Below are 23,231 nucleotides of genomic sequence, written 5' to 3' on the forward strand. Positions count from 1 at the left end.
ATACACTAGCTAATGAAGATTTCTTTACGTTATAACAGGAAAAAGAAATCTTCATTGTTTTACATAATTTTGGGGAGGAACAGATATGGAAAAACTTTGGGGTGGTCGTTTTCAAGGCGAAAGTGAACAATGGATTGACGAATTTGGAGCATCCATTTCTTTTGACCAGAAGTTAGCAAAGCAAGATATCCTTGGCAGTTTAGCTCATGTCAAAATGCTTGGTCATACAGGAATTTTAACTACAGATGAAACGTTAGCAATTATTTCCGGTTTAGAAACTTTGCAGCAAAAATTAGCAGCAAATGAATTACAATTCACCATTGAAAATGAAGATATCCACTTAAATATCGAAACATTACTTCATCAAGAAATTGGTGCAGTTGCGGGAAAGTTACATACCGCTCGCAGCCGAAATGATCAAGTCGCGACAGATATGCATCTTTTTCTCAAGGAGACTGTTTTGGAATTAATAACCAAACTTCACCAGTTACGAACAACTTTAGTCAAGAAAGCTGAAGAACATGTTGAAACAATTGCACCTGGATATACGCACCTCCAACATGCACAGCCAATCTCCTTCGGCCATCATTTGCTCGCTTATTATCAGATGTTGACTAGGGATGCGGAACGTTTTGAAGAAAGTTTAAAACGAATTGATTTATCTCCACTTGGCAGTGCAGCACTGGCTGGAACTACCTTTCCAATCGACCGTCAATTTTCAGCAAAAGAATTAGGTTTTTCTGGTATTTATCAAAACAGTTTGGACGCTGTGAGTGATCGTGATTTTATCTTAGAATTTCTAAGTAATTGTTCTCTTTTAATGATGCATCTTTCACGTTTTTGCGAGGAATTGATTTTGTGGTGCAGCCATGAGTTTCAATTTGTTGAATTGACAGATACTTTCTCAACAGGAAGTTCAATTATGCCGCAAAAGAAAAATCCAGATATGGCTGAACTTATTCGTGGGAAAACAGGTAGAGTTTACGGAAATCTTTTTGGTCTTTTAGCCTTGATGAAAGGTTTACCACTTGCATACAATAAAGATTTTCAAGAAGATAAAGAAGGTATGTTTGACTCAAGTGAAACAGTTCTAGCTAGTTTAACGATCATGGATGGCATGATTGCAACGATGAAAGTCAATCAATCACGTATGCATGCTTCCACACAACAAGATTTTTCTAATGCAACAGAATTAGCTGACTACTTGGCTACCAAAGGAATGCCTTTCCGTCAAGCACATGAAATTGTCGGAAAACTTGTCCTCCATTGTACACAAAGAGGCTATTTTTTACAGGATATTCCATTAACTGAATTCCAAGCCATCAGTTCACTGATTGAAGACGATATTTACGATACTTTACGGTCAGAAGCAGCCGTTCAAAGAAGACATTCCGAAGGTGGAACTGGCTTTGACCAAGTAAGAGCACAAATCGACTACGCATTTTCTCAATTAGCATCTGAGATCGTTCCCTTGTCCTGAATTGCTTTGCGAAAGGTTAGTAATGCATAGGGCTCCCTTCTTCCACACAAAAAGACACACAACTTAATGAGTTGCGTGTCTTTTTCTTCTATTATTATAGAAATAAATTTCTAAGCATCAATTTCTGGAGCTTTTCCAAGATGTGCTTGGATCATCCAGATGCGTTTTTCAGTTGCTGTTTTAAATTCAATAAAGATATCTTGTGTAGGATCGTCGCCTTCTTCACCAGAAACTTCAATTCCTTTTTGGTAAAGATCAGCTAGATAACGATAATTTTTCACTAATGTTTCTAAACGTTCTGGAATCGTACGGTCCCAACGACCTACTTCATCAGAAATTTTTGTATTGTCTGCAAACTCACGTAATGTTGAGTAAGGTGCGCCATCAAGGGTGATCAAACGTTCTGAGATCTCATCTAATTGATCATTTAGATCATCCATGAATTCGTCCATCATTGGGTGCAAAGTAAGGAAACCTGGACCTCTCATGTACCAATGTGTTTGATGCACAACAACAGACATTTGACTTAAATCTGCAACTAATTGGTTCAATACTTCTTTTGTTTTTGGAAATTTCATTTTGTTACCTCCCTACATTTGTTTACATATAAAATCATAGTCAATTTTCAATTAAATGTACACTAAAACCAATTACCTGAGAATGATTTTCATCCAAGTAATCTTTAAATCATAAAAATCATCGAAAAGCAAATGATATATCATTTGCTTTTCGATGATTTTAACTAAATAATTTTCTGCTTATCACTTTGCGTATTTCATTTTAGAAAGGAGCAAATCAGATGATACTTCATTTTATTCTTGGTAGTTGTTTCGGGTCATTCTTTTGTTTAGTTGCACAACGGATTCCTATTAACGAATCCATTCTATCGCCTGGCTCACATTGCAATCACTGTCAAACACGTTTAGCTTGGTATGAGTTAATTCCTTTATTATCAATACTTTGGCAAAATTTTCACTGCCGTTATTGCCATTGTAAATTACCAATTAGTTATTTTTTAGCCGAGGTAGTTTGTGGCGCATTATTTAGCTGGCATTTTTATTTTTATTCATGGGATCTTCTTCTTTTATTTTGGATTAGCATGGCTTTTCTGCTAAGTCTAATGGATATCTTTTATCTGTTAATTGATTCTTTACTTCTTTATCTCATGTGGGGAATCTTGTGGTTATCTTGGTTTTTGAATGCCAATTTTCATTGGAAGAGTGTTCTCCTAGTCATTTTTGTTATGTGTTTGATTTTATCTTTTGTGCCTAGATCATTAGGAATAGGGGATTGTTTACTACTGATTTGTTGGAGTGGTGGATTGTCATTAGTTTCCTTAGCTCAATTACTATTTGTCGCTAGCTTGCTAGGCGTAACATACTTTGTTTTCTATTATGTGTGTTATCGTAAACAACTGGTGCATCTACCTTTTATCCCTTTTCTAACTATGGGATTAATTATTGTTTTAAGCAGCAAGTAAATAAAAAACGATGACCAGAGTCATCGTTTTTTATTAGCAATTATTCCAAATAGAAATTATTTTCGTTATTTTTTAGATACCTTATCTGACCACTTTTTTCGGATAAAACCAGCGCGTCCAGAACCTTCACGATATAAATTATAATGTACACGATTTTTTTTGTAATAGTCTTGATGATATTCTTCAGCCGGATAAAAAGTTACTTTTGGTTCAATTTTAGTTACAATCGGTTGTTCAAATCGACCACTCGCTTCCAATCGTTGCTTAGATTCTTCAGCTAGTCGTTGTTCTTCTTCACTTCCATAATAAATAACTGGTCGATACGAGTCTCCTCGATCAGCAAATTGTCCTAATGCATCCGTTGGATCTGTTTGTTGCCAATAAATATCCAGTAATTGTTCATAACTGATGATTTCCGGATCATATTCAATTTCTACAGCTTCTGTGTGTCCTGTTGTCCCCGTCGTTACTTGTTCATACGTTGGATTTGGAACATGTCCGCCAGTGTAACCAGAAGTGACGGAAATAATCCCTGGTTGCGTATCAAAAGGCTTTACCATGCACCAAAAACATCCGCCAGCAAAAACTGCTGTTTTCGTTTTACTTGTCATTTTATATCATCTCCCTTTTCTTTATCATACTCATTTCTAAGAAAAGGAACATTATTTTGCTTGAAACCAAAAAAATATTGTTAATCGCGCTTACCCTCTGGGGGTATATTTTAAAAGATGGACTTTACTTCTCTAAAAGCCACGAACCAGTAAGTTGTCCACATGTGGACATTTTATTTTTCTTTTTATTTATCATTCTTGTGGATATTTTCTCCTTAAACTTCACCCAAATTTATCCACAAAACACAAAAGAGGTCGAACGTCATGACGTTCGACCTCTTATTTCAATCCAAAATTCTCAAACGAATTGATTTATTTTGTTTGATTGTTGTTCATTGCATCTTCAGCAGCCATTTGTGCTTCAATATCAGAAATACTGTACACATTTTCGCTAGCCACACCAACTTCTTTTGGTTCCATGTCACGGTAACGTTGCATACCAGTACCAGCTGGGATGATTTTACCGATGATAACATTTTCTTTCAAACCAAGAAGTGGATCTTTCTTACCGCGAATTGCGGCATCCGTCAAGACACGAGTTGTTTCTTGGAATGATGCAGCAGATAAGAAACTGTTTGTTTCCAATGAAGCTTTTGTAATTCCTAGCAAGACTGGACGAGATGTCGCAGGAACACCACCAGCAACTAAAGTATTGTAGTTTTGATCTTTAAAGTCTGCAATATCCATTAAAGTACCTGGTAAGATTTCTGTGTCACCTGGGTCCATTACGCGAACTTTACGCAACATTTGACGTACCATTACTTCAATATGTTTATCTCCGATTTCTACCCCTTGCATGCGGTATACGCGTTGTACTTCACGCAATAGATAATTTTCAACAGATAAAACATCACGAACTTGCAACAATTGTTTAGGATCGATTGAACCTTCTGTTAATGGTGCACCACGATGAATCATATCGCCTTCAGCTACTTTCATACGTGCTGTATAAGGTACAGTGTACGTACGAGTATCTGTTTTACCTTTAATTGTTACTTCTTTTGTACGTGTCGCAGGATCTTCTGAGATGTCAATAACATCCCCAGTTACTTCTGTGATCACAGCTTGTCCTTTTGGATTACGTGCTTCAAAAATTTCTTGGACACGAGGAAGACCCTGAGTAATATCATCTCCGGCAACCCCACCCGTATGGAACGTACGCATTGTTAACTGTGTACCTGGTTCACCAATTGATTGAGCAGCGATTGTACCAACTGCTTCACCTACTTCAACGTCAGAACCAGTTGCAAGGTTACGTCCATAACAATGTTTACATACACCATGTTTTGTATTACATGTGAATACTGAGCGAATCGTTACCGTTTCAACACCAGCATCAACGATTTGTTTTGCAATATCTTCAGAAATCAATTCATTTCCTTCAATAATTAGTTCGTCTGTTTCCGGGTTACGGATTTCTTTACGAGTGTAACGTCCAATTAGACGATCTTCTAATGACTCAATGATTTCGTTTCCTTCACGGATTGCACGAATTTCAAGACCACGGTCAGTACCACAATCTTCTTCACGAATAATAACATCTTGTGCTACGTCAACTAAACGACGAGTCAAGTAACCTGAATCGGCTGTCTTCAAGGCAGTATCGGTCATCCCTTTACGAGCCCCGTGAGTTGAGATAAACATTTCTAAGACAGATAGTCCTTCGCGGAAGTTAGAAATGATTGGCAATTCCATGATTCGACCATTCGGAGCAGCCATCAATCCACGCATACCGGCAAGCTGAGTAAAGTTGGAGATGTTACCACGAGCCCCAGAATCAGACATCATGAAGATTGGATTTTTTGCTTCCAAACCTTCCATCAGTTTTTGTTGGATTTCATCTTTGGCAGCATTCCAAACAGCGATTACGCGTTCATAACGTTCGTCATCTGTGATCAGACCACGACGGAATTGTTTTGTAATTGTTTCAACTTGTTTGTGTGCATTTTGGATAATTCCTTGTTTTTCTTCAAGAACACTAATATCCGCAATCCCTACAGTGATACCTGCATGAGTTGAATGTTTGTATCCTAAGTCTTTCATACGGTCAAGCATTTTAGATGTTTCAGTCACTTTGAAACGTTTAAAGACTTCAGCGATGATGTTTCCTAAGTTTTTCTTCTTGAATGGCAAGATCAACTCTTGTTCTTTGATGTGTGCAGGAATATCTGTACCCGCTTCAACAAAGTATTTATCTGGCGTTTGAACTGTTAAGTTAAAGTCAGTTGGTTCATTCAAGTAAGGAAACTCTTGTGGCATGATTTCATTGAAGATAATCTTACCAACAGTAGTAATCATTGTGCGTTCTTTTTGCCAATCAGTAAATGGTTTGTCACCTAATGTGTTAGGATTTACACCAATACGAGAGTGTAAATGAACATAGCCATTACGCCATGCGATTACAGCTTCATTTTGATCTCTGAAGACCATTCCTTCGCCTTCACGACCTTCTTCTTCCATAGTTAGATAGTAGTTACCTAAAACCATATCTTGAGAAGGTGTTACAACTGGTTTACCATCTTTTGGATTCAAAATATTTTGTGCAGCTAGCATCAACATACGTGCTTCAGCTTGTGCTTCTTCATTCAATGGAACATGGACAGCCATTTGGTCTCCATCGAAATCGGCATTGTAGGCTTCACAAACAAGTGGATGCAAACGAATTGCACGGCCTTGTACCAATACTGGTTCAAATGCTTGAATACCAAGTCTGTGAAGTGTAGGTGCTCGGTTAAGTAATACTGGGTGTTCTTTGATTACGTCTTCTAAAACATCCCAAACTTCATCTTCTTGACGTTCGATTTTACGTTTTGCATTTTTGATGTTTGATGCAAGTTCACGTTGAACTAATTCACGCATTACAAATGGTTTGAACAATTCGATAGCCATTTCTTTTGGAAGACCACATTGATACATCTTCAAGAAAGGACCAACAACGATAACTGAACGACCAGAATAGTCAACACGTTTACCTAGTAAGTTTTGACGGAAACGACCTTGTTTCCCTTTTAGCATATGAGAAAGAGATTTCAATGGACGGTTACCTGGTCCAGTAACTGGACGGCCACGACGACCATTGTCAATCAATGCATCAACGGCTTCTTGTAACATACGTTTTTCATTTTGAACAATGATTCCTGGTGCATTCAAATCTAACAAACGTTTCAAACGATTGTTGCGGTTGATTACTCGACGATACAAATCGTTTAAATCACTTGTTGCAAAACGTCCACCTTCTAATTGAACCATTGGACGTAAATCAGGAGGGATTACAGGAATAACATCCATAACCATCCAGCTTGGTTCATTTCCAGAAGCACGGAATGCTTCTAAAATGTCTAAGCGACGAATAGCACGTGTACGTTTTTGTCCTTGTGCTGATTTCAATTCTTCTTTTAATTCAGCAACTTCTGCATCCAAATCAACATTATCTAATAATTGTTTGATTGCTTCCGCACCCATTGCAGCTTGGAATTCTTGACCATACTGTTCACGTTTCTCACGATATTCACGTTCAGTCAATAATTGTTTCTTCTCTAAATTAGTATTACCTGGTTCGATAACTACATAAGAGGCAAAATAAATGATTTCTTCCAATGCACGTGGGCTCATATCTAAAACAAGACCCATACGTGAAGGAATACCTTTAAAATACCAGATATGTGAAACAGGAGCAGCTAATTCAATGTGTCCCATACGTTCACGACGAACTTTCGAGCGAGTAACTTCTACTCCACAACGGTCACAAACAATTCCTTTATAACGGATACGTTTGTATTTTCCGCAGGCACATTCCCAGTCTTTTGTAGGACCAAAAATCCGCTCACAGAACAACCCTTCGCGTTCAGGTTTTAAGGTACGATAGTTAATCGTCTCAGGCTTTTTAACTTCGCCGTAAGACCAGCTTCTGATTTTTTCGGGAGAAGCCAAACCTATTTGCATACTTTCGAATTTATTTACATCGATCAAAAGGGGTTCCCTCCATTTCGTTTAATGGCAAAACCACAAGGCGGCTGATCATCGACCGCCTCGCAGCCCATAGACCGGATTAGTCTAATTTATCTTCTGCAGTTTCAAAGTTTTGGATTGCATCTTCATGCACTTGTTCAACTTGTTCTGCAGCTTGTTTTTCTAATTCTTTTGCAGATTGTTGTTCAGCAAATTTTGTTAAAGCATCTACTGTAATCAAATCATCATCTTCGTCATCCATGTCGCGTAATTCAATCTCTTCATCTTGGATATCTAAGACGCGCATGTCTAAACCTAATGATTGTAATTCTTTAACTAATACACGGAATGATTCTGGTACACCAGGTTTTGGAATTGGTTCGCCCTTAACGATTGCTTCGTATGTTTTCACACGACCAACAACGTCATCTGATTTGTATGTCAAGATTTCTTGTAGGGTATAAGCAGCACCATAAGCTTCCAGTGCCCAAACTTCCATTTCCCCAAAACGTTGTCCACCAAATTGAGCTTTACCACCCAATGGTTGTTGCGTAACCAATGAGTAAGGTCCAATTGAACGAGCATGTAATTTATCATCAACCATGTGGGCAAGTTTAATCATATACATAACCCCAACAGATACACGTCCATCGAAAGGTTCCCCAGTACGACCATCATAAAGAACTGTTTTAGCATCGCTAGCCATACCAGCTTCACGAACTGTTGCCCAAACATCTTCATCAGTCGCGCCATCAAATACAGGAGTTGCTACGTGGATTCCTAATTGACGTGCAGCCATACCTAAGTGTAATTCTAATACTTGTCCGATGTTCATCCGAGATGGTACCCCTAATGGATTCAACATGATATCGATTGGTGTTCCATCAGGTAAGAATGGCATATCTTCTTCTGGCATAATACGGGATACAACCCCTTTATTACCATGACGACCGGCCATCTTATCTCCTTCATGAATTTTACGTTTTTGAACGATATAAACACGAACGAGCATGTTAACACCTGGTGACAATTCATCGCCAGCTTCACGAGTAAAGATTTTTACATCATGAACGATTCCGCCACCACCATGTGGTACACGTAATGAAGTATCGCGAACTTCACGAGCTTTTTCGCCAAAGATTGCATGTAGCAAACGTTCTTCTGCTGATAATTCAGTTACACCTTTTGGAGTAACTTTACCAACAAGTAAATCGCCATCTTGAACTTCCGCACCAATGCGGATAATACCCATTTCATCTAAGTCTTTCAAAGCATCTTCCCCAACGTTAGGGATTTCGCGAGTAATTTCTTCAGGTCCTAATTTTGTATCACGAGCTTCTGACTCATACTCTTCAATATGGATTGAAGTATAAACATCATCTTTTACAAGACGACGACTCATGATAATCGCATCTTCATAGTTGTAACCTTCCCAAGTCATGAAACCAACTAAAACGTTTTGTCCTAGTGCCATTTCACCTTGTTCCATAGAAGGTCCATCTGCTAAAGTATCACCTTTTTCAACGCGTTCGCCTAAAAGAGCGATTGGGCGTTGGTTATAACTTGTTCCAGAGTTTGAACGACGGAATTTTGTTACAACATATTTATCTAATGCACCATTGTCACGACGAACACGGATTTCTGAAGCATCTACATACTCAACGACACCATCATGTTTACACAATAATGCAGCACCTGAGTCATGCGCAGATTTATATTCCATACCAGTACCAACCCATGGTGATTGTGGATTGATCAACGGAACAGCTTGACGCTGCATGTTGGCACCCATCAAGGCACGGTTGGAGTCATCGTTTTCCAAGAAAGGAATACATGCTGTCGCAACAGCTACTACTTGCTTAGGAGAAACGTCCATATAGTCAACTTTATCAATAGAAACTTCTAAGTTTTCACTTTGTGCACGAGCCATTACAACGTCTTCAGCAAATGTGCCATCTTCATTTAGAATACTATTTGCTTGGGCAACGATATAGTGGTCTTCGATGTCTGCAGTTAAGTAATCAATTTGATCAGTAACGCGTCCTGTCGCACGATCAACTCGGCGATATGGTGTTTCAATAAAACCAAACTTATTAACTTTTGCATAACTTGACAAACTGTTAATCAATCCGATATTCGGACCTTCAGGAGTTTCAATCGGACACATACGACCATAGTGAGAATAGTGAACGTCACGAACTTCATAACCAGCACGGTCACGAGTCAAACCACCAGGCCCTAAGGCTGATAGACGACGTTTATGTGTTAACTCACCCAATGGATTTGTTTGATCCATGAACTGTGACAACTGTGAAGAACCAAAGAATTCTTTGATACTTGCTACAACTGGACGAATATTAATCAATTGTTGTGGTGTTAATGTTTCTGTGTCTTGGATAGACATTCTTTCACGTACCACACGTTCCATACGAGCTAAACCAATACGGAATTGATTTTGCAATAATTCACCAACTGAACGGATACGACGATTACCTAAGTGATCGATATCATCAACATTTCCAATATCTTCCATTAAGTTCAAGAAGTAGCTCATTGAAGCAACAATATCTGCGGGACGAATAGTCTTAACAGCTGCTTCTGGGTAGCCATTACCGATTACGTTAACTTCACGTTCTGGATCTTTTGGTGAAAATACTTTAATCACTTGGACAGTCATTGGATCAGTGACTACACCATCTTCTGATGGGTAATAAGTAACTGAGTTCAAACCATTGTCAATAAATGGAGCTAATGTTTCCATCACTTGGTGTGTCAACACAGTTCCTTTTTCAACGATGATCTCACCAGTTTCTGGATCAACTAACGTTTCAGCTAATGTTAAGTTTAATAGACGTGTTTTTAAATCTAATTTTTTATTTACTTTGTAACGACCAACATTTGCTAAGTCGTAGCGTTTTGGATCGAAGAAACGAGCATTTAATAAGTTACGAGAACTATCTGCTGTTTTTGGTTCTCCTGGACGTAAACGTTCGTAAACATCTTTCAAACCTTCTTCTGTACGTGAATCACTTGCATTTTTGTGCAAATCTTTTTCAATAGTATTACGCAATGTTTCGCTATCACCAAATATTTCAAAAATCGTATCATCAGAACCAAATCCTAATGCACGAACTAAAACAGTCAAAGGAATTTTACGTGTACGGTCAATACGTACGTAAGAAATATCTTTTGCGTCAGTTTCCATTTCCAACCAAGCACCACGGTTAGGAATAACTGTTGATCCAAAGCCTTCTTTTCCGTTTTTGTCTACTTTCCCATGGAAGTAAACACCGGGTGAACGAACTAATTGAGAAACAATTACACGTTCAGCACCATTGATAATAAATGTACCTTGTTCAGTCATTAGTGGGAAATCACCAAAGAATACTTCTTGTGCTTTGATTTCACCTGTTTCACGATTTGTTAAACGCAAAGTAACATGTAATGGTGCAGAATAGTTAGCATCATGTGCGCGAGCTTCTGCTACTGTATACTTAGGTTCCTTAAGTTCATAATCCACAAATTCCAAAGATAAGTTGCCATTAAAATCATCGATTGGCAAAATGTCTTCAAACATTTCTCTAAGTCCTTCATCTAAGAACCATTGGTAAGAGTCTGTTTGAATTTCAATCAAATTTGGTAATTCCAACACTTCACTGATGCGTGCGAAACTTCTACGTTCGCGATGTTTTCCGTATTTTACTACGTGTCCAGCCAAGCTCTTCACCCCTCTAAAATGTCATTCAAAAAGACTACCCGACTAATTGTTACAAAAATATTTCATATATTTTTTTTAGGTAACAACAGACATTTTTTGCGGCTTTTAGGCAAAAAAAAACCAAAAATAGAACAATCTCTTGAAAACTTACTTTCGTGAGCTCCTACTTTTGTTTCTCTTATAAAGCCGAAACGGACAATATTTCGTTTCTGCCTTTCATTCATCAGATAGTTTTTGCAACTTCATATAATACACGTATTTCGTACAAAAGTCAACCTCTCATCGCTTTGCTCACTTGCTTTCGCAACCTTTTCTTAATTCTTTCATCTACTATCAATTTTTTTCATTGATCACTTTTGTATTGACAGACCAAAACCCCTTTGCTAAGATTGAGGAAATTCATTTTGTGGAGGAATTACTATGATAACTAATCGAATAAAACCAACACAACTGAATAACTTTTTCTTTAGCTACTTTAGATAGGTTTGTATTCATCATGATGGATACAAACGTTAAACAACTTGTTTGTATCTATGATGGCTAAAGAACTTTGTATTACGCAAAAAGCCACGTAGACATTACGCTAAGTGGCTAAGCAAAGAAAATACAAAGTATTTCTGGTACCATACTTTTCTATTTATTTTCTCGCTTTTTCGAATCCATTTAGACGTCATGTCTGAATGGATTTTTTTGTTTCTTAAAACTAAGGGGGAAATCAAATGAAAAAGAATGTATTAATTGGACTTGGACTAACAGTATTACTTGCACTAGGTGGTTGTGCTCAAAAAAGCGAAGCAAAAAATGGCGATGAAGAAATGAAAACGGTGGGCGTACTTCAACTTGTACAACATAATTCTCTTGACGATTCTTATAAAGGTTTCAAAGAAGGTTTGTCAGAAGGTGGTTACGTTGAAGGAAAAAATTTAACAATTGATTATCAAAACGCTCAGAACAATCAAGATAACTTAAAAAGTATGAGCGAAAAATTAGTCAAAGAAAAACCTGATTTATTGTTGGGAATCGCAACACCTGCTGCTCAATCATTACTAAATGAAACGACAACTATTCCGATTACTGTTACTGCAGTGACTGATTTGAAAGAAGCCAAACTAGTTGCGTCCAACAAAGAACCCGGAGGAAATGTAACTGGCACTTCTGATATGGTTCCAATCAAAAAACAAATTGATTTATTACTAAGCATTGTTCCGAATGCAAAAAAAATCGGAATCATGTACAACAACGGCGAAGCAAACTCTAAACTTCAAGGTGATCTTGCTCAAAAAGAATTAGAAAAAGCTGGAATTAAAGTAAAAGTTTTAACTGCTAACTCAACCAACGATGTTCAACAAGTAACGAAAAGTTTAGCCAAAGACGTTGATGGCATTTATATTCCAACAGACAATACATTCGCTAGTGCCGCAAGTGTCGTTGGTGAAGTAGCAAAAGAAACAAAGACTCCTGTCGTTGCTGGTTCAGCTGCACAAGTAAAAGAAGGTGGACTTGCAACTGTCGGCATTGATTATGAAAAACTTGGAAAACAAACTGGAATCATGGCTGCAAAAATCCTTGATGGAAAAGCAACACCTGACTCACTTCCTGTTGAATCTGCAAACGATTTAGAACTAATTGTAAATGAAAAAATGGCTGATGATTTAGGAATTGATCCTGCCAGTATTAAAGCAGCTGAGTAGCAAACAATAGGAGGAACAAAATATGTTAAATCTATTTTCAATTTTCTTATCTTCTGCCTCACAAGGTGTTCTTTGGGCATTATTAGCAATTGGTGTTTATATTACGTTTCGTATTTTAGATATTGCTGATCTAACTGCTGAAGGAAGTTTTCCTTTAGGTGCTGGGATAGCGGCAATGAGTATTACAACAGGCATCCATCCTTTACTTGCTTGCCTACTAGGATTTTTAGGCGGTGCGTTGGCTGGATTGGTTTCCGGATTGCTTCATACAAAACTCAAAATTCCTGCATTACTTGCAGGAATCATCACCATGACAGGCTTGTATTCTGTGACTTCACGAGTGATGGGCGCACCTAATATCTCACTGCTTGGACAGCCCACTATTTTTGAATGGGTTGAGTCATTGGGCGTCTCAAAAACAACCGCCGTTTTAATTGTAGGTTTGTGTATCGCTTTACTGATTGTTTTTCTACTAGTGTTTTTCTTAAGAACAGAAACAGGACTTGCAATTCGAGCAACAGGAGACAACTTAGCGATGAGCGAAGCAAATGGCATCAACACGGATAACATGAAAATTATTGGCTATATGATCTCGAACGGTTGCATTGCTTTAGCTGGCTCCTTACTTGCACAAAACAATGGTTTTGCTGACTTAAACTCTGGAATTGGCACAATCGTTATTGGCTTAGCTTCGATCATCATTGCAGAAGTCTTGTTCCGTAACCAGCCACTACTTTCACGTTTCTTGACAGTCATTCTTGGTGCAGTGATTTATCGTTTTATTTTAGCACTCGTTTTCGAATTAAATGTCGAACCTAGTGACTCCAAATTGGCTTCTGCTTTAGTTTTAGTTATCTGTTTATCTTTCCCACAAATTCAAGAAAAATTGCGTATTCCTAAATTCAATCGAGGAGGGAACAACAAATGAGTGCCGTACTGACAATTAAAGATTTACACCATACTTTTGAAAAAGGAACAACAAACGAAAATCACGTACTAAAGGGAATTAATCTCTCACTTCAACCAGCTGATTTTGTAACAATTATTGGCGGGAATGGTGCTGGAAAATCTACCTTACTTAATAGTATCGCGGGAACTTTTACCGCTGATCAAGGAAAAATTATTTTGCGTGAACAAGACATTACCAAAAAATCGGTAGTAGAACGTTCTAAAAATATCAGCCGTGTATTCCAAGATCCCAAACTAGGGACAGCTGTTCGTTTAACTGTTGAAGAAAATTTAGCGCTTGCAATGAAACGAGGAAAGAAACGTGGCTTCTTTCGTGGCGTAAAACCTCGGGATCGTCAATTTTTTAAAGAGCAACTAGCAAGTTTGAATTTAGGATTAGAAAATCGTTTGACCACAGAAATCGGCTTATTATCTGGCGGGCAACGCCAAGCAATCACATTGTTAATGGCAACGCTACAACGCCCCGAATTGATTTTATTAGATGAACATACCGCTGCACTTGATCCGGCAACTTCTGCCACTGTAATGAAATTGACTCAGAAATTAATTCAGGAACAAAAACTAACAGCTTTTATGGTTACGCATGATATGGAAGATGCTATTCGTTACGGCAATCGTTTAATCATGTTGCATCAAGGGCAAATCGTTGTGGATATTACAAATGAAGAAAAACAACAATTAACTGTTGCTAAATTACTTGATCTTTTCAAAAAAAATAGTGGTACCACACTCAAAGAAGACACCGTTCTTTTAGCTTAAACATTCTTTGTAATCTACAAAAATTCAATCAGCGGAAATTAACTTTTTACTATTGTATACGAAGAAAGTCAGAATTTGATACAATAGCAAAAAAGGAGTTGGATAACCAGATGGCTACAAAAGATACTGTACTTCGCTTATTAAAAAATTCAACGACATTTCTTTCTGGAGAAAAAATCGCCCAAGAACTACAACTTTCTCGTACCAGTGTTTGGAAAGCAATCAAAGAACTAGAAAAAGCTGGCTATCAATTCGAACACGGTCCTATTGGCTACCGCTATTTACCTTCTGATGTACTAGATGCAACGGAAATCAAACAGGAACTTCAGAACGATCAACCACGTTTACACGTGAAGACAATGACTACTTCTCAATCAACAATGCAAGATGCAAAACTAGCTGCCGCAAAGGGAACCGACGATCCAACATTATTTGTTGCAGACATGCAGGAAAACGCACGTGGACGCTTCGGTCGGCCTTTTTTTGCCGAACCAGGACGTGGCATTTACATGAGTTTACTTTTGCATCCTAACCAAGAATTTGATGAGTTACCTCAATACACATTGGTTGCAGCTAGCGCTTGTGCCAAAGCAATTGAAAAACTTACAGGAGTATCAACTCAAATCAAATGGGTCAATGATATTTATGTCAATGGTAAAAAGATTTGTGGCATTTTATCAGAAGCAATTAGTGATATGGAATCTGGCAGGATCAGTCACGTGATTATTGGGATGGGCATTAATTTTTCATTGCCTCAAAACGAATTTCCCCAAGAAATACAGCAAAAAGCAACTTCAATATTTCCTGATGGACATGCTTTGATTACTCGTAATCAATTAATCATTGAAATTTGGAAAGAATTATTTACTTATTTACGTGAACCAGCAAATAAAGAATACTTGTCCTTCTATCGAAAAAAATCATTTGTGTTAGGTAAACAAGTCTCTTTTACCCAAAAAGGCACCACCTACCATGGTGTTGCTAAATCAATTACTGATACAGGTGAATTAGTCGTTCAAACACCTCAAGAACTTAAAGTATTATCTTCTGGGGAAATTAGTCTTTCATCAATCAATTAAAAAATACGCATACCTTATGACAAAATTTTTATCATAAGATATGCGTATTTTTTATTAAATATTTTGAAAAAGAATGGTTAACAATAATCCTAGAACATAACTGCCGTTAAATAAAATCATATTTTTGATAGAGTAACTAAAACTGATTGGCTGTGGCAAACTCTTTTTGAATGCTTGCAAGTTCCCATGAATTTTCGGAAAAGTTGCTAGTATAATCAAGATCGGCCATTCAAACACACCTGTTAACAGTCCTAATAATATAGCTATATAACTAGCATACATTAAGCTTTGAAAAAGGACTGTGCCCACTGGACGACCAATATAAAACACTAAGGTATAACGATGATTTTCAATATCTCGATCAAGATCTCTTAAATTGTTGGCTAGCATGATATTAGCAATTGTAAAAACTAATGGTAAGGAAGCAAGAACAATAGCTGCAACTGCCCAAAAATTCCCTTCCAAAGCAAAATCACCAGTTTGAAAATCAATCATTAAATCATATACATTTGTACTATGAGTATTGACATATACGACCATTGCAAAAATTCCTAGGCCCATCGTAAATCCACTAAAAATTTCTCCCAGTGGCATACGTGATAACGGAATTGGCCCAAAAGTATAAAACACACCAATAAAGCAACAAATAGCACCCATCACTAACAATAACCAACCCGTTTGAATCGTTAAAATGATGCCGATAATAAAAACAAATGCAATCATTCCTAAAATCATATTTCGAATAATTTTCGGTGAAGTTTTTGTTCGACCGATTACATTTTCTTGATATTTATAAACTTCTGAATGCGCTTTTTGATAATCCATATAATTATTGATTGCCGTTGTTGCCAAATCAAAAACTAACATTCCTATAAAAAATAAAAGTGTACTTAACCAGTGTACTTCATGAAAAAAAGCGATAGAGAATAAAACCCCTATCGCAAAAGGAAATACACTTGCCACTTTTGTTCGAATCTCAACGACTTCTAAAAAAATTTTCAGTGACATCTGCTTACTCCTACTCTAGCTTTGAACGATCACCCATTGCGTAATCTGAGTCTTCTGCTAACTTAAATTCATCTTTGATTGGATCAGTCACATAGACTTTTCCTTCTTTGGTAACAAAAATAGCATTTGTTCCATTGTCTAGTTCTTCAACATAAGATAACCCTTTTTTCACACCCATTGAGAAAACAGCTGTTGAAAGACCATCCCCATCAATCGATTTGTTTGTGATGATTGTCACACTGGCAATGTCATTATCAAAAGGATAACCTGTTTTAGGATCAAATAAATGATGGTATTTCACGCCATCTACTTCCAAATACCGTTCATATATGCCTGAAGTTACCAATGTTTTATTTTTTTCTTTGATTGTTCCTAAAACAGAACCGCGAGCAAGATTAGGATCCTGAATACCTACATTCCAATCTTGATTTTTTCCACGAGGACTGTGTCCCAAAACATACACATTTCCACCTAAATCAACAATTGCTGTTGTTACACCATTATCTTTAAGTACTTTGATAACTTCATCAGTAATGTACCCTTTAGCAATTGCACCTAAGTCAATGATCATTCCTTTTTCTTTTAAGTAAACAGTTTTCTCTTCATCGTTTAGTTCAATTTTATGATAGTCAACTAATTTTAAAGCTTGATCAATTTCTTCTTGCGATGGCTTTCTTGCATCATCAAAACCAATGCGCCACAGCTGTGTTACTGAACCAATTGCCATGTCAAAACCGCCGCGAGAATCTTCACTATATTCATACGCTTTTTTTACAAGTGAATAAACATCATCAGAAACTTTAACAGGTTTAATACCTGCTTGTGCATTGACCTCATCAATCTCAGAGCCTGATTGATTAATTGTAATTTTATCGCCCAATTCTTTCACACGATCAAAGGCTGGTGTTAATACAGACTCTTTTCCTTCATCATATACTCGTATTCGCACATAAGTTCCTAACAAAAATTTTTCTTGTGCATATGGTTCACTTAGAATTCCTTTGGCTGGTTTATCACTTTCTACTGTCTTTTCAGATGATGAACCACAACCAACTAGTGCAACTAAAGTACATACGGCTAGTAAGGAAAGTAGTAATTTTTTTCGCATAATTTTCCCCTTTTTACTTATTCTTAAGTTATCATACCTTCTTTTTTTCTAAATGAAAAGGTCGATATCAAAAAGAAAGAGGCTGATCTCAATTAAGTGATCAGCCCGTCATCATTTCTTGTTTAATTATTTAGTTACGATGTTGTCAACTTCAATTGTCTTTGTGTCGCCTTTTTCAGCAGCATTGATCAATTGTTGACCATACATAATAAATGAATGTGAGCTATGTGTAGCGCCTGTTACTACTTCTACATCAGCTGGTGAACCGTCTTCTTCACTCATCACTTTAACTAATTCTTCGTTTAGTTCTGGGATGTATGTTTCTGGAGCAGTTCCGCTTTTTTCTTTCATTGATTTGTTGTATTCTTCATCATCTTGTTTTGATTTTCCATCTGCATTGATGTAATCAAAGTTTGATTTTGTAACTTTACCGTCAGCTACAGTTAATTCAAATGTTGTACGGTAACCATTTTTTTCATTTTTTTCTTCTAATTTATAAGTACCGTCTTTCAAGTCAGCACCATTATCAATTTCAATTGTTTCTGTGTTTCCAGCTTGAGCAGCTTGAACTAATTGTTGAGCGTAGTTTTGGAAGCTTTCTGATGAGTGAGTTGCTCCTGTTACTACTTCTACATCACCTGGGTTTTGTGCTTCAACAAATTTTTCATTTAATTCAGGAATAAATGCTTCTGGATTTGTGCCAGATTTTGCTTTCATATTTTTATTGTAATCAGCATCTTCTTGTTTTGATTTTCCATCTTCATTTACATTATCATAGTTTGATTCAGTGATCTTTCCATCTTTAACAACCATTGTGAACACTGTACGATAACCATTTGAATAATTTTTTTCTTCCAATTTATATGTGCCATCTTGTAATTCTCCACCTGCAATTACCGTTGCAGTTGATTCTGTTGTTGAACTTTGTGAAGATTGTGCAACTGAAGACTCTGAAGTTGAACTGTCTGAACTACTGTTGTTATCTGCTCCACAAGCTCCTAATACCAAGGCTGAAAAAGCTAAAACAGCAAATCCAGTTACAAAACGATTCTTTTTCATTATTAACCCACCAATCCCTTTTTATAATTCTTATAAATAATTTGTGATTCATTATACATTCTAATGAATCATACCAATAAGTCAACCGTTTTCTAAAAAAAAATAACACGAACGTATAAATCGTTTTCTTTCAGTAATTTTCGTGAAAAAAACGCTTAATAATCTTTTGATTAAAAAATGAAAAAGGAGTTAGACAAATTTACATAACGTATATATAATGTAAAAGGATTGTGTAATAATTATCAAACTGAAATGTTTACTAAGGAGCGGATTATCAATGACAAAGCAAAATATTGTCGTTGTAGGTGCAGGGTATGCCGGTGTGTCAGCAACAAAATTACTGGCAAAAAAACTTAAAAAAGAAGACGTAACGATCACTTTGATTGATCGCCATTCTTATCACACTATGATGACAGAACTACATGAAGTTGCCGGAGGGCGTGTTGAGCCAGAAGCCATTCAATATGACTTACAGCATTTATTCTCTCGCCAAAAAAATGTGCAATTAGTCACCGATACAGTAATTGGTATCGACAAAGAAAAGAAAATTGTTAAAACAAAACTAGGTACTTATCCATTTGATCAATTGATTTTAGGTATGGGTGGCGAGCCAAATGATTTCGGAACTCCTGGAGTGAAGGAACATGGATTCACGCTTTGGTCATTTGAAGACTCAGTAAAAATTCGTGAACACATTGAAACAACGGTTGCTAAAGCTGCAATTGAACCAGATGATGCTTTACGAAAAGCAATGCTAACATTTGTTGTCTGTGGTTCTGGATTCACTGGAATTGAAATGATTGGTGAATTAATCGATTGGAAAGCGCGTTTAGCGAAAGACTATAAATTAGATCCAAACGAAATCACTTTAATGGTGGTTGAAGCAATGCCAACGATTTTAAATATGCTTGATCGTAATGACGCCGCTAAAGCAGAGCGTTACTTACAAAAACATCAAGTTGAGTTGTTACTAAACTCTCCAATCGTTGAAGTTGATGCCAATCATATTAAATTAAAAGACGGACGTCAAATTCCAACACATACATTGATCTGGACAGCTGGTGTCAAAGGTACAACTGATGCTGCTGACTTTGGTCTTGAAACAGCTCGTGGCCAACGTCTTGTTGCTAACGAATACATGCAAGCTAAAGGATACGAAGATAAAAACATTTATATTATTGGTGACTTGGTATTCTATGAAGAATTTCCAAATACACCAACTCCTCAAATTGTTCAAGCAGCTGAACAAACAGGTCATACTGCTGCTGCTAACATCGTCGCTTCTATCAAAGGTGGCGAGAAACATAAATTCAAAGGAAACTATCAAGGATTTATGGTTTCGATCGGTGCTAAATGGGGCGTCGCAAACTTATTTGATAAAATTCATTTAAGCGGATTTTTAGCTATTATCATGAAACATATCGTCAACTTGAAATATTTCTTTGATATTCGTTCTGGTTACTATATGTTCCAATACTTGATGCATGAATTCTTCCATATCAAAGATGATCGTAATGTTGCCCGTGGACATTCTTCACGCTACGGAAATGTTTTATGGAGTGTTCCACTTCGCGTTTTCTACGGTTTGGTATGGTTTATCGAAGCTGGCAAGAAAATTGTCGGTGACGGTGAAGTACTAAAACCTAGCACTTGGTTTGGTGAAGGTTCATGGTTCCAAGGAAATAGTGTATTCCCTTGGACATGGGAATACACTGTTACTGATGTAGCAAGTGGTGCATCAGCAGCCGGTGATGCAACAACAGCTGCAAGTGGCGCTGGTGAAGCAACTGCAGAAACAGCGACGCAAGCTGCGCATTTTGGTTTAAGTTACGCTTATGGTGAACAGCCAATGGCTGTTATCGAAAAATCACCAAATTGGTTTACAAAAATCATGCAATTTATTATGCCAAATAATGATGTTGCAATGTTCTTCCAAAAATTTATGGTCTTCTTCGAAATTGCTTTAGCATTAGCATTGATTGCAGGATTGTTTACATGGTTATGTAGTGCAACAACAATCGTTCTTGTCATTACTTTCTGTCTATCAGGTATGTTCTATTGGGTAAACATTTGGTTTATCTTTGTAGCATTCGCACTTATGAATGGTTCTGGTCGTGCAATTGGTTTAGATCGTTGGGTCATCCCATGGTTGCAACGTACACTAGGTAGTTGGTGGTATGGCAGACCAAAAGCTCGCTACGGCGAAAAATAAAATGATTTTAGAAGAAAGTTCTAGGGAAGCCTAGGACTTTCTTTTGTTCCTATGCTAAAATTGGAGCAGTTATTCTGGAACAAGGAGGTCAATTACAGAATGAAAGATTTTATCAAGAAAAGTTTACTCAAACCATGGGATATCTTCATCATTATGCTTTTGATTGTCCTTTCTTTTTTGCCAATTATTATTTTTGGTAGTCAACAAAGCCAGTCCGTTGCAGAAAAAGAAGCTGTTTTACGCGTAGATGGAACAGAAATCAAAACATTTCCTTTAATCAGTGGAAATAAAAGCTACACTTACACATATACAGATGCAGATGGTGACTACAATATTATTGAAATCGCCGGTGATAAAATACGAATGAAAGAAGCAGATTGTGGGGATCAAATTTGCGTTCGTCGCGGATGGGTAACGAAAAACGGCGAAACAATTGTTTGCTTACCTCATAAATTAGTGATCGAAGTTCGATCAACAGACGGGAGTGAGGAAGACAGCTTGATTTACTAGCTGAAAAAATTATGAGCAAACTACAAAAATTGATTTATATCTCCTTACTCGTAGCCCAAGGAGTCATTATTGGCTTGTTAGAAAATATGATTCCTTACCCGTTTGCTTTTGCTCCTGGTGCAAAATTAGGATTAGCAAATTTGATTACCATCGTAGCTATTTTTACAATGAAAAAAAGAGATAGTTTCCTCTTGATTTGGTTGCGATTATTTCTAACAACTTTACTTGGTGGAACAATTTCAACTTTTCTTTATAGTATGAGTGGTGCTTTATTAAGTTACTTTGGCATGCTTTTGATAAAACAATTAGGACCAAAACGTGTCAGCATTATTGGAATCAGTGCTACAGGTGGTTTTATGCATAATGTAGGCCAATTAGTCACTGCGTCCTTTATTGCTCAATCTTGGACAGTTATGCTGTACCTACCTGTCCTTTCAATTTTTGGCATTTTATCTGGAATCGCAATTGGTATTGCCGCAAATTATTTATTACAGCATGTCCAAACACTTCAACGATTCCAACTGGATTATGAACGGGAAACCAAACAAAAATGGAGTCCAGTGTTTTTAAAAAAATAATCGTTATACGAGGAGTTTTTTATGAATCTACATCCAATGTGGAAAAATTACCCAACTTTAGCTTTAGAACTAGAAGCTACATTAACCAAAATGGAAAAAATCATCAATCTTAAAAATAAACCTGTCGAACAAGCAATTCGCGAAACAATTCATGCTGGTGGAAAGTTATTACGACCAGCTTATCAATTACTTTTTTCACAATTTGGATCAGAACGTGATCGTGACAAAGCAATCTCACTTGCTGCGTCAATTGAAATGTTACACACAGCGACACTCATTCACGATGATATCGTTGATGAATCAGATTTACGCCGGGGAAAGCCCACTTTACGTAATCAATTTGGGAACACCGTTGCCGTATATGCAGGCGATTATTTATTTGTTTGTTGTTTCAAGTTATTATCAGACTACTCAACATCACTTAAAAGTTTACAACTTAACTCAAGAAGTATGGAAAAAGTCCTTGATGGTGAACTTGGCCAAATGGATGATCGTTATCAATACAATTTATCTGTAAAAGAGTATTTAGAAAATATCTCGGGAAAAACAGCTGAACTCTTTCAATTAAGTTGTTTTATTGGTGCCTATGAAAGTGGTACATCTGAATATTTTGCTAAAAAAGCAGGTGAAATTGGCAAAAATATCGGCATTGCCTTTCAAATCATTGATGATATCTTAGATTACACACAGGACAGTGAGGAAATTGGTAAACCCGTTTTGGAAGACATGCGTCAAGGTGTCTACTCGCTACCATTGATTTATTCTTTGCAAAAGGAACAGGCTGCTTTACTCCCTTATTTAGAAAAAAGAACGAATATGACCCTTGAAGATGTCAATAAAGTTCGACAACTAGTTCATGAATTTGGTGGTGTCAAACAAGCGCAACAACTAGCTACTAAATATACAGAGGCTGCTTTGAAAGACATTCAAAAATTACCTCAAACAACCGAGCAAACCAAAGAAAATTTATTAACTTTAACACAAACCATCTTGACTAGAACAAATTAAAAACGTTCAAGCA

17 protein-coding genes are annotated in these 23,231 nt (G+C 37.0%); 10 read left to right on the forward strand and 7 right to left on the reverse strand.

Annotated features, from left to right (window positions below):
- Positions 1-85 precede the first annotated feature (85 nt).
- Positions 86-1,480 carry an argininosuccinate lyase gene (gene argH, locus DOK81_RS04060; RefSeq protein WP_206908539.1) on the forward strand — a complete coding sequence of 465 codons (1,395 nt, stop codon included), beginning with the start codon at positions 86-88 and terminating at the stop codon, positions 1,478-1,480.
- A gap of 110 nt (positions 1,481-1,590) precedes the next feature.
- Here the strand turns inward: argH and DOK81_RS04065 are convergent, their stop codons facing one another.
- Entirely contained in the window at positions 1,591-2,058 is a 468-nt protein-coding gene (locus DOK81_RS04065; RefSeq protein WP_067484481.1) for a Dps family protein, read from the reverse strand.
- 221 nt (positions 2,059-2,279) lie between these two features.
- On the opposite strand from DOK81_RS04065, the gene DOK81_RS04070 reads away from it, so the two are divergent.
- Positions 2,280-2,960, forward strand: a complete 681-nt coding sequence (locus DOK81_RS04070; RefSeq protein ID WP_206908557.1) for an A24 family peptidase — start codon at positions 2,280-2,282, stop codon at positions 2,958-2,960.
- Positions 2,961-3,025: 65 nt separating this feature from the next.
- Here DOK81_RS04070 and msrA read toward each other — a convergent pair whose 3' ends face one another.
- The 3 genes from msrA to rpoB all read right to left on the reverse strand — a co-directional run bounded on the left by msrA (position 3,026) and on the right by rpoB (position 11,237).
- Positions 3,026-3,571, reverse strand: a complete 546-nt coding sequence (msrA, locus tag DOK81_RS04075) for a peptide-methionine (S)-S-oxide reductase MsrA (protein ID WP_206908566.1) — start codon at positions 3,569-3,571, stop codon at positions 3,026-3,028.
- Between the two features lie 312 nt (positions 3,572-3,883).
- The gene (rpoC, locus tag DOK81_RS04080; RefSeq protein ID WP_067484475.1) at positions 3,884-7,540 is read right to left on the reverse strand and encodes a DNA-directed RNA polymerase subunit beta'; all 3,657 of its coding nucleotides are present in this window, start codon (positions 7,538-7,540) and stop codon (positions 3,884-3,886) included.
- A 79-nt stretch (positions 7,541-7,619) separates the two neighbouring features.
- Positions 7,620-11,237, reverse strand: a complete 3,618-nt coding sequence (gene rpoB, locus DOK81_RS04085; protein ID WP_206908569.1) for a DNA-directed RNA polymerase subunit beta — start codon at positions 11,235-11,237, stop codon at positions 7,620-7,622.
- 719 nt (positions 11,238-11,956) lie between these two features.
- Here rpoB and DOK81_RS04090 point away from each other — a divergent pair.
- The 4 genes from DOK81_RS04090 to DOK81_RS04105 all read left to right on the forward strand — a co-directional run bounded on the left by DOK81_RS04090 (position 11,957) and on the right by DOK81_RS04105 (position 15,735).
- Positions 11,957-12,928: an ABC transporter substrate-binding protein gene (locus tag DOK81_RS04090; RefSeq protein ID WP_206908571.1), complete on the forward strand. Its 972-nt coding sequence runs from the start codon at positions 11,957-11,959 to the stop codon at positions 12,926-12,928.
- A gap of 22 nt (positions 12,929-12,950) precedes the next feature.
- Positions 12,951-13,856, forward strand: coding sequence for an ABC transporter permease (locus DOK81_RS04095; RefSeq protein WP_206908573.1), 906 nt, complete (start codon positions 12,951-12,953; stop codon positions 13,854-13,856).
- Positions 13,853-14,656 carry an ATP-binding cassette domain-containing protein gene (locus tag DOK81_RS04100; RefSeq protein WP_206908582.1) on the forward strand — a complete coding sequence of 268 codons (804 nt, stop codon included), beginning with the start codon at positions 13,853-13,855 and terminating at the stop codon, positions 14,654-14,656. Before DOK81_RS04095 ends, DOK81_RS04100 begins: the two co-directional genes overlap by 4 nt.
- A 110-nt stretch (positions 14,657-14,766) precedes the next feature.
- Positions 14,767-15,735 (forward strand): biotin--[acetyl-CoA-carboxylase] ligase, encoded by a 969-nt coding sequence (locus tag DOK81_RS04105; protein ID WP_206908590.1) that lies wholly within the window; start codon positions 14,767-14,769, stop codon positions 15,733-15,735.
- Between the two features lie 54 nt (positions 15,736-15,789).
- On the opposite strand, the gene menA is transcribed toward DOK81_RS04105, so the two are convergent.
- The 3 genes from menA to pplA all read right to left on the reverse strand — a co-directional run bounded on the left by menA (position 15,790) and on the right by pplA (position 18,910).
- A complete protein-coding gene (gene menA, locus DOK81_RS04110; RefSeq protein ID WP_206908592.1) occupies positions 15,790-16,743 on the reverse strand; it encodes a 1,4-dihydroxy-2-naphthoate polyprenyltransferase in 954 nt (317 codons plus the stop codon).
- Between the two features lie 10 nt (positions 16,744-16,753).
- Positions 16,754-17,851, reverse strand: coding sequence for an FAD:protein FMN transferase (locus DOK81_RS04115; protein WP_206908594.1), 1,098 nt, complete (start codon positions 17,849-17,851; stop codon positions 16,754-16,756).
- A gap of 126 nt (positions 17,852-17,977) precedes the next feature.
- Positions 17,978-18,910 carry an extracellular electron transfer flavoprotein PplA gene (gene pplA / locus DOK81_RS04120; RefSeq protein ID WP_206908602.1) on the reverse strand — a complete coding sequence of 311 codons (933 nt, stop codon included), beginning with the start codon at positions 18,908-18,910 and terminating at the stop codon, positions 17,978-17,980.
- Between the two features lie 277 nt (positions 18,911-19,187).
- On the opposite strand from pplA, the gene DOK81_RS04125 reads away from it, so the two are divergent.
- The 4 genes from DOK81_RS04125 (at position 19,188) to DOK81_RS04140 (ending at position 23,218) form a co-directional block, all read left to right on the forward strand.
- A complete protein-coding gene (locus DOK81_RS04125) occupies positions 19,188-21,122 on the forward strand; it encodes an NAD(P)/FAD-dependent oxidoreductase (RefSeq protein WP_206908605.1) in 1,935 nt (644 codons plus the stop codon).
- 99 nt (positions 21,123-21,221) lie between these two features.
- The gene (locus tag DOK81_RS04130; RefSeq protein ID WP_206898144.1) at positions 21,222-21,632 is read left to right on the forward strand and encodes a NusG domain II-containing protein; all 411 of its coding nucleotides are present in this window, start codon (positions 21,222-21,224) and stop codon (positions 21,630-21,632) included.
- 11 nt (positions 21,633-21,643) lie between these two features.
- Entirely contained in the window at positions 21,644-22,210 is a 567-nt protein-coding gene (locus DOK81_RS04135) for a Gx transporter family protein (RefSeq protein ID WP_071869254.1), read from the forward strand.
- 21 nt (positions 22,211-22,231) lie between these two features.
- Entirely contained in the window at positions 22,232-23,218 is a 987-nt protein-coding gene (locus DOK81_RS04140; protein WP_206908607.1) for a polyprenyl synthetase family protein, read from the forward strand.
- Positions 23,219-23,231 lie beyond the last annotated feature (13 nt).

Source organism: Enterococcus sp. DIV0660C, assembly GCF_017316125.1.
Lineage (GTDB): Bacteria > Bacillota > Bacilli > Lactobacillales > Enterococcaceae > Enterococcus_B.

Bases quoted from the DNA above. Each gene is read 5' to 3' on its own strand.
- DOK81_RS04095 (WP_206908573.1), top strand. From the start codon at position 12,951: ATGTTAAATCTATTTTCAATTTTCTTATCTTCTGCCTCACAAGGTGTT.
- DOK81_RS04125 (WP_206908605.1), top strand. From the start codon at position 19,188: ATGACAAAGCAAAATATTGTCGTTGTAGGTGCAGGGTATGCCGGTGTG.
- argH (WP_206908539.1), top strand. From the start codon at position 86: ATGGAAAAACTTTGGGGTGGTCGTTTTCAAGGCGAAAGTGAACAATGG.
- DOK81_RS04065 (WP_067484481.1), bottom strand. From the start codon at position 2,058: ATGAAATTTCCAAAAACAAAAGAAGTATTGAACCAATTAGTTGCAGAT.
- DOK81_RS04105 (WP_206908590.1), top strand. From the start codon at position 14,767: ATGGCTACAAAAGATACTGTACTTCGCTTATTAAAAAATTCAACGACA.
- pplA (WP_206908602.1), bottom strand. From the start codon at position 18,910: ATGAAAAAGAATCGTTTTGTAACTGGATTTGCTGTTTTAGCTTTTTCA.
- DOK81_RS04130 (WP_206898144.1), top strand. From the start codon at position 21,222: ATGAAAGATTTTATCAAGAAAAGTTTACTCAAACCATGGGATATCTTC.
- msrA (WP_206908566.1), bottom strand. From the start codon at position 3,571: ATGACAAGTAAAACGAAAACAGCAGTTTTTGCTGGCGGATGTTTTTGG.
- DOK81_RS04090 (WP_206908571.1), top strand. From the start codon at position 11,957: ATGAAAAAGAATGTATTAATTGGACTTGGACTAACAGTATTACTTGCA.
- menA (WP_206908592.1), bottom strand. From the start codon at position 16,743: ATGTCACTGAAAATTTTTTTAGAAGTCGTTGAGATTCGAACAAAAGTG.
- DOK81_RS04135 (WP_071869254.1), top strand. From the start codon at position 21,644: ATGAGCAAACTACAAAAATTGATTTATATCTCCTTACTCGTAGCCCAA.
- DOK81_RS04100 (WP_206908582.1), top strand. From the start codon at position 13,853: ATGAGTGCCGTACTGACAATTAAAGATTTACACCATACTTTTGAAAAA.
- DOK81_RS04070 (WP_206908557.1), top strand. From the start codon at position 2,280: ATGATACTTCATTTTATTCTTGGTAGTTGTTTCGGGTCATTCTTTTGT.
- DOK81_RS04115 (WP_206908594.1), bottom strand. From the start codon at position 17,851: ATGCGAAAAAAATTACTACTTTCCTTACTAGCCGTATGTACTTTAGTT.
- DOK81_RS04140 (WP_206908607.1), top strand. From the start codon at position 22,232: ATGAATCTACATCCAATGTGGAAAAATTACCCAACTTTAGCTTTAGAA.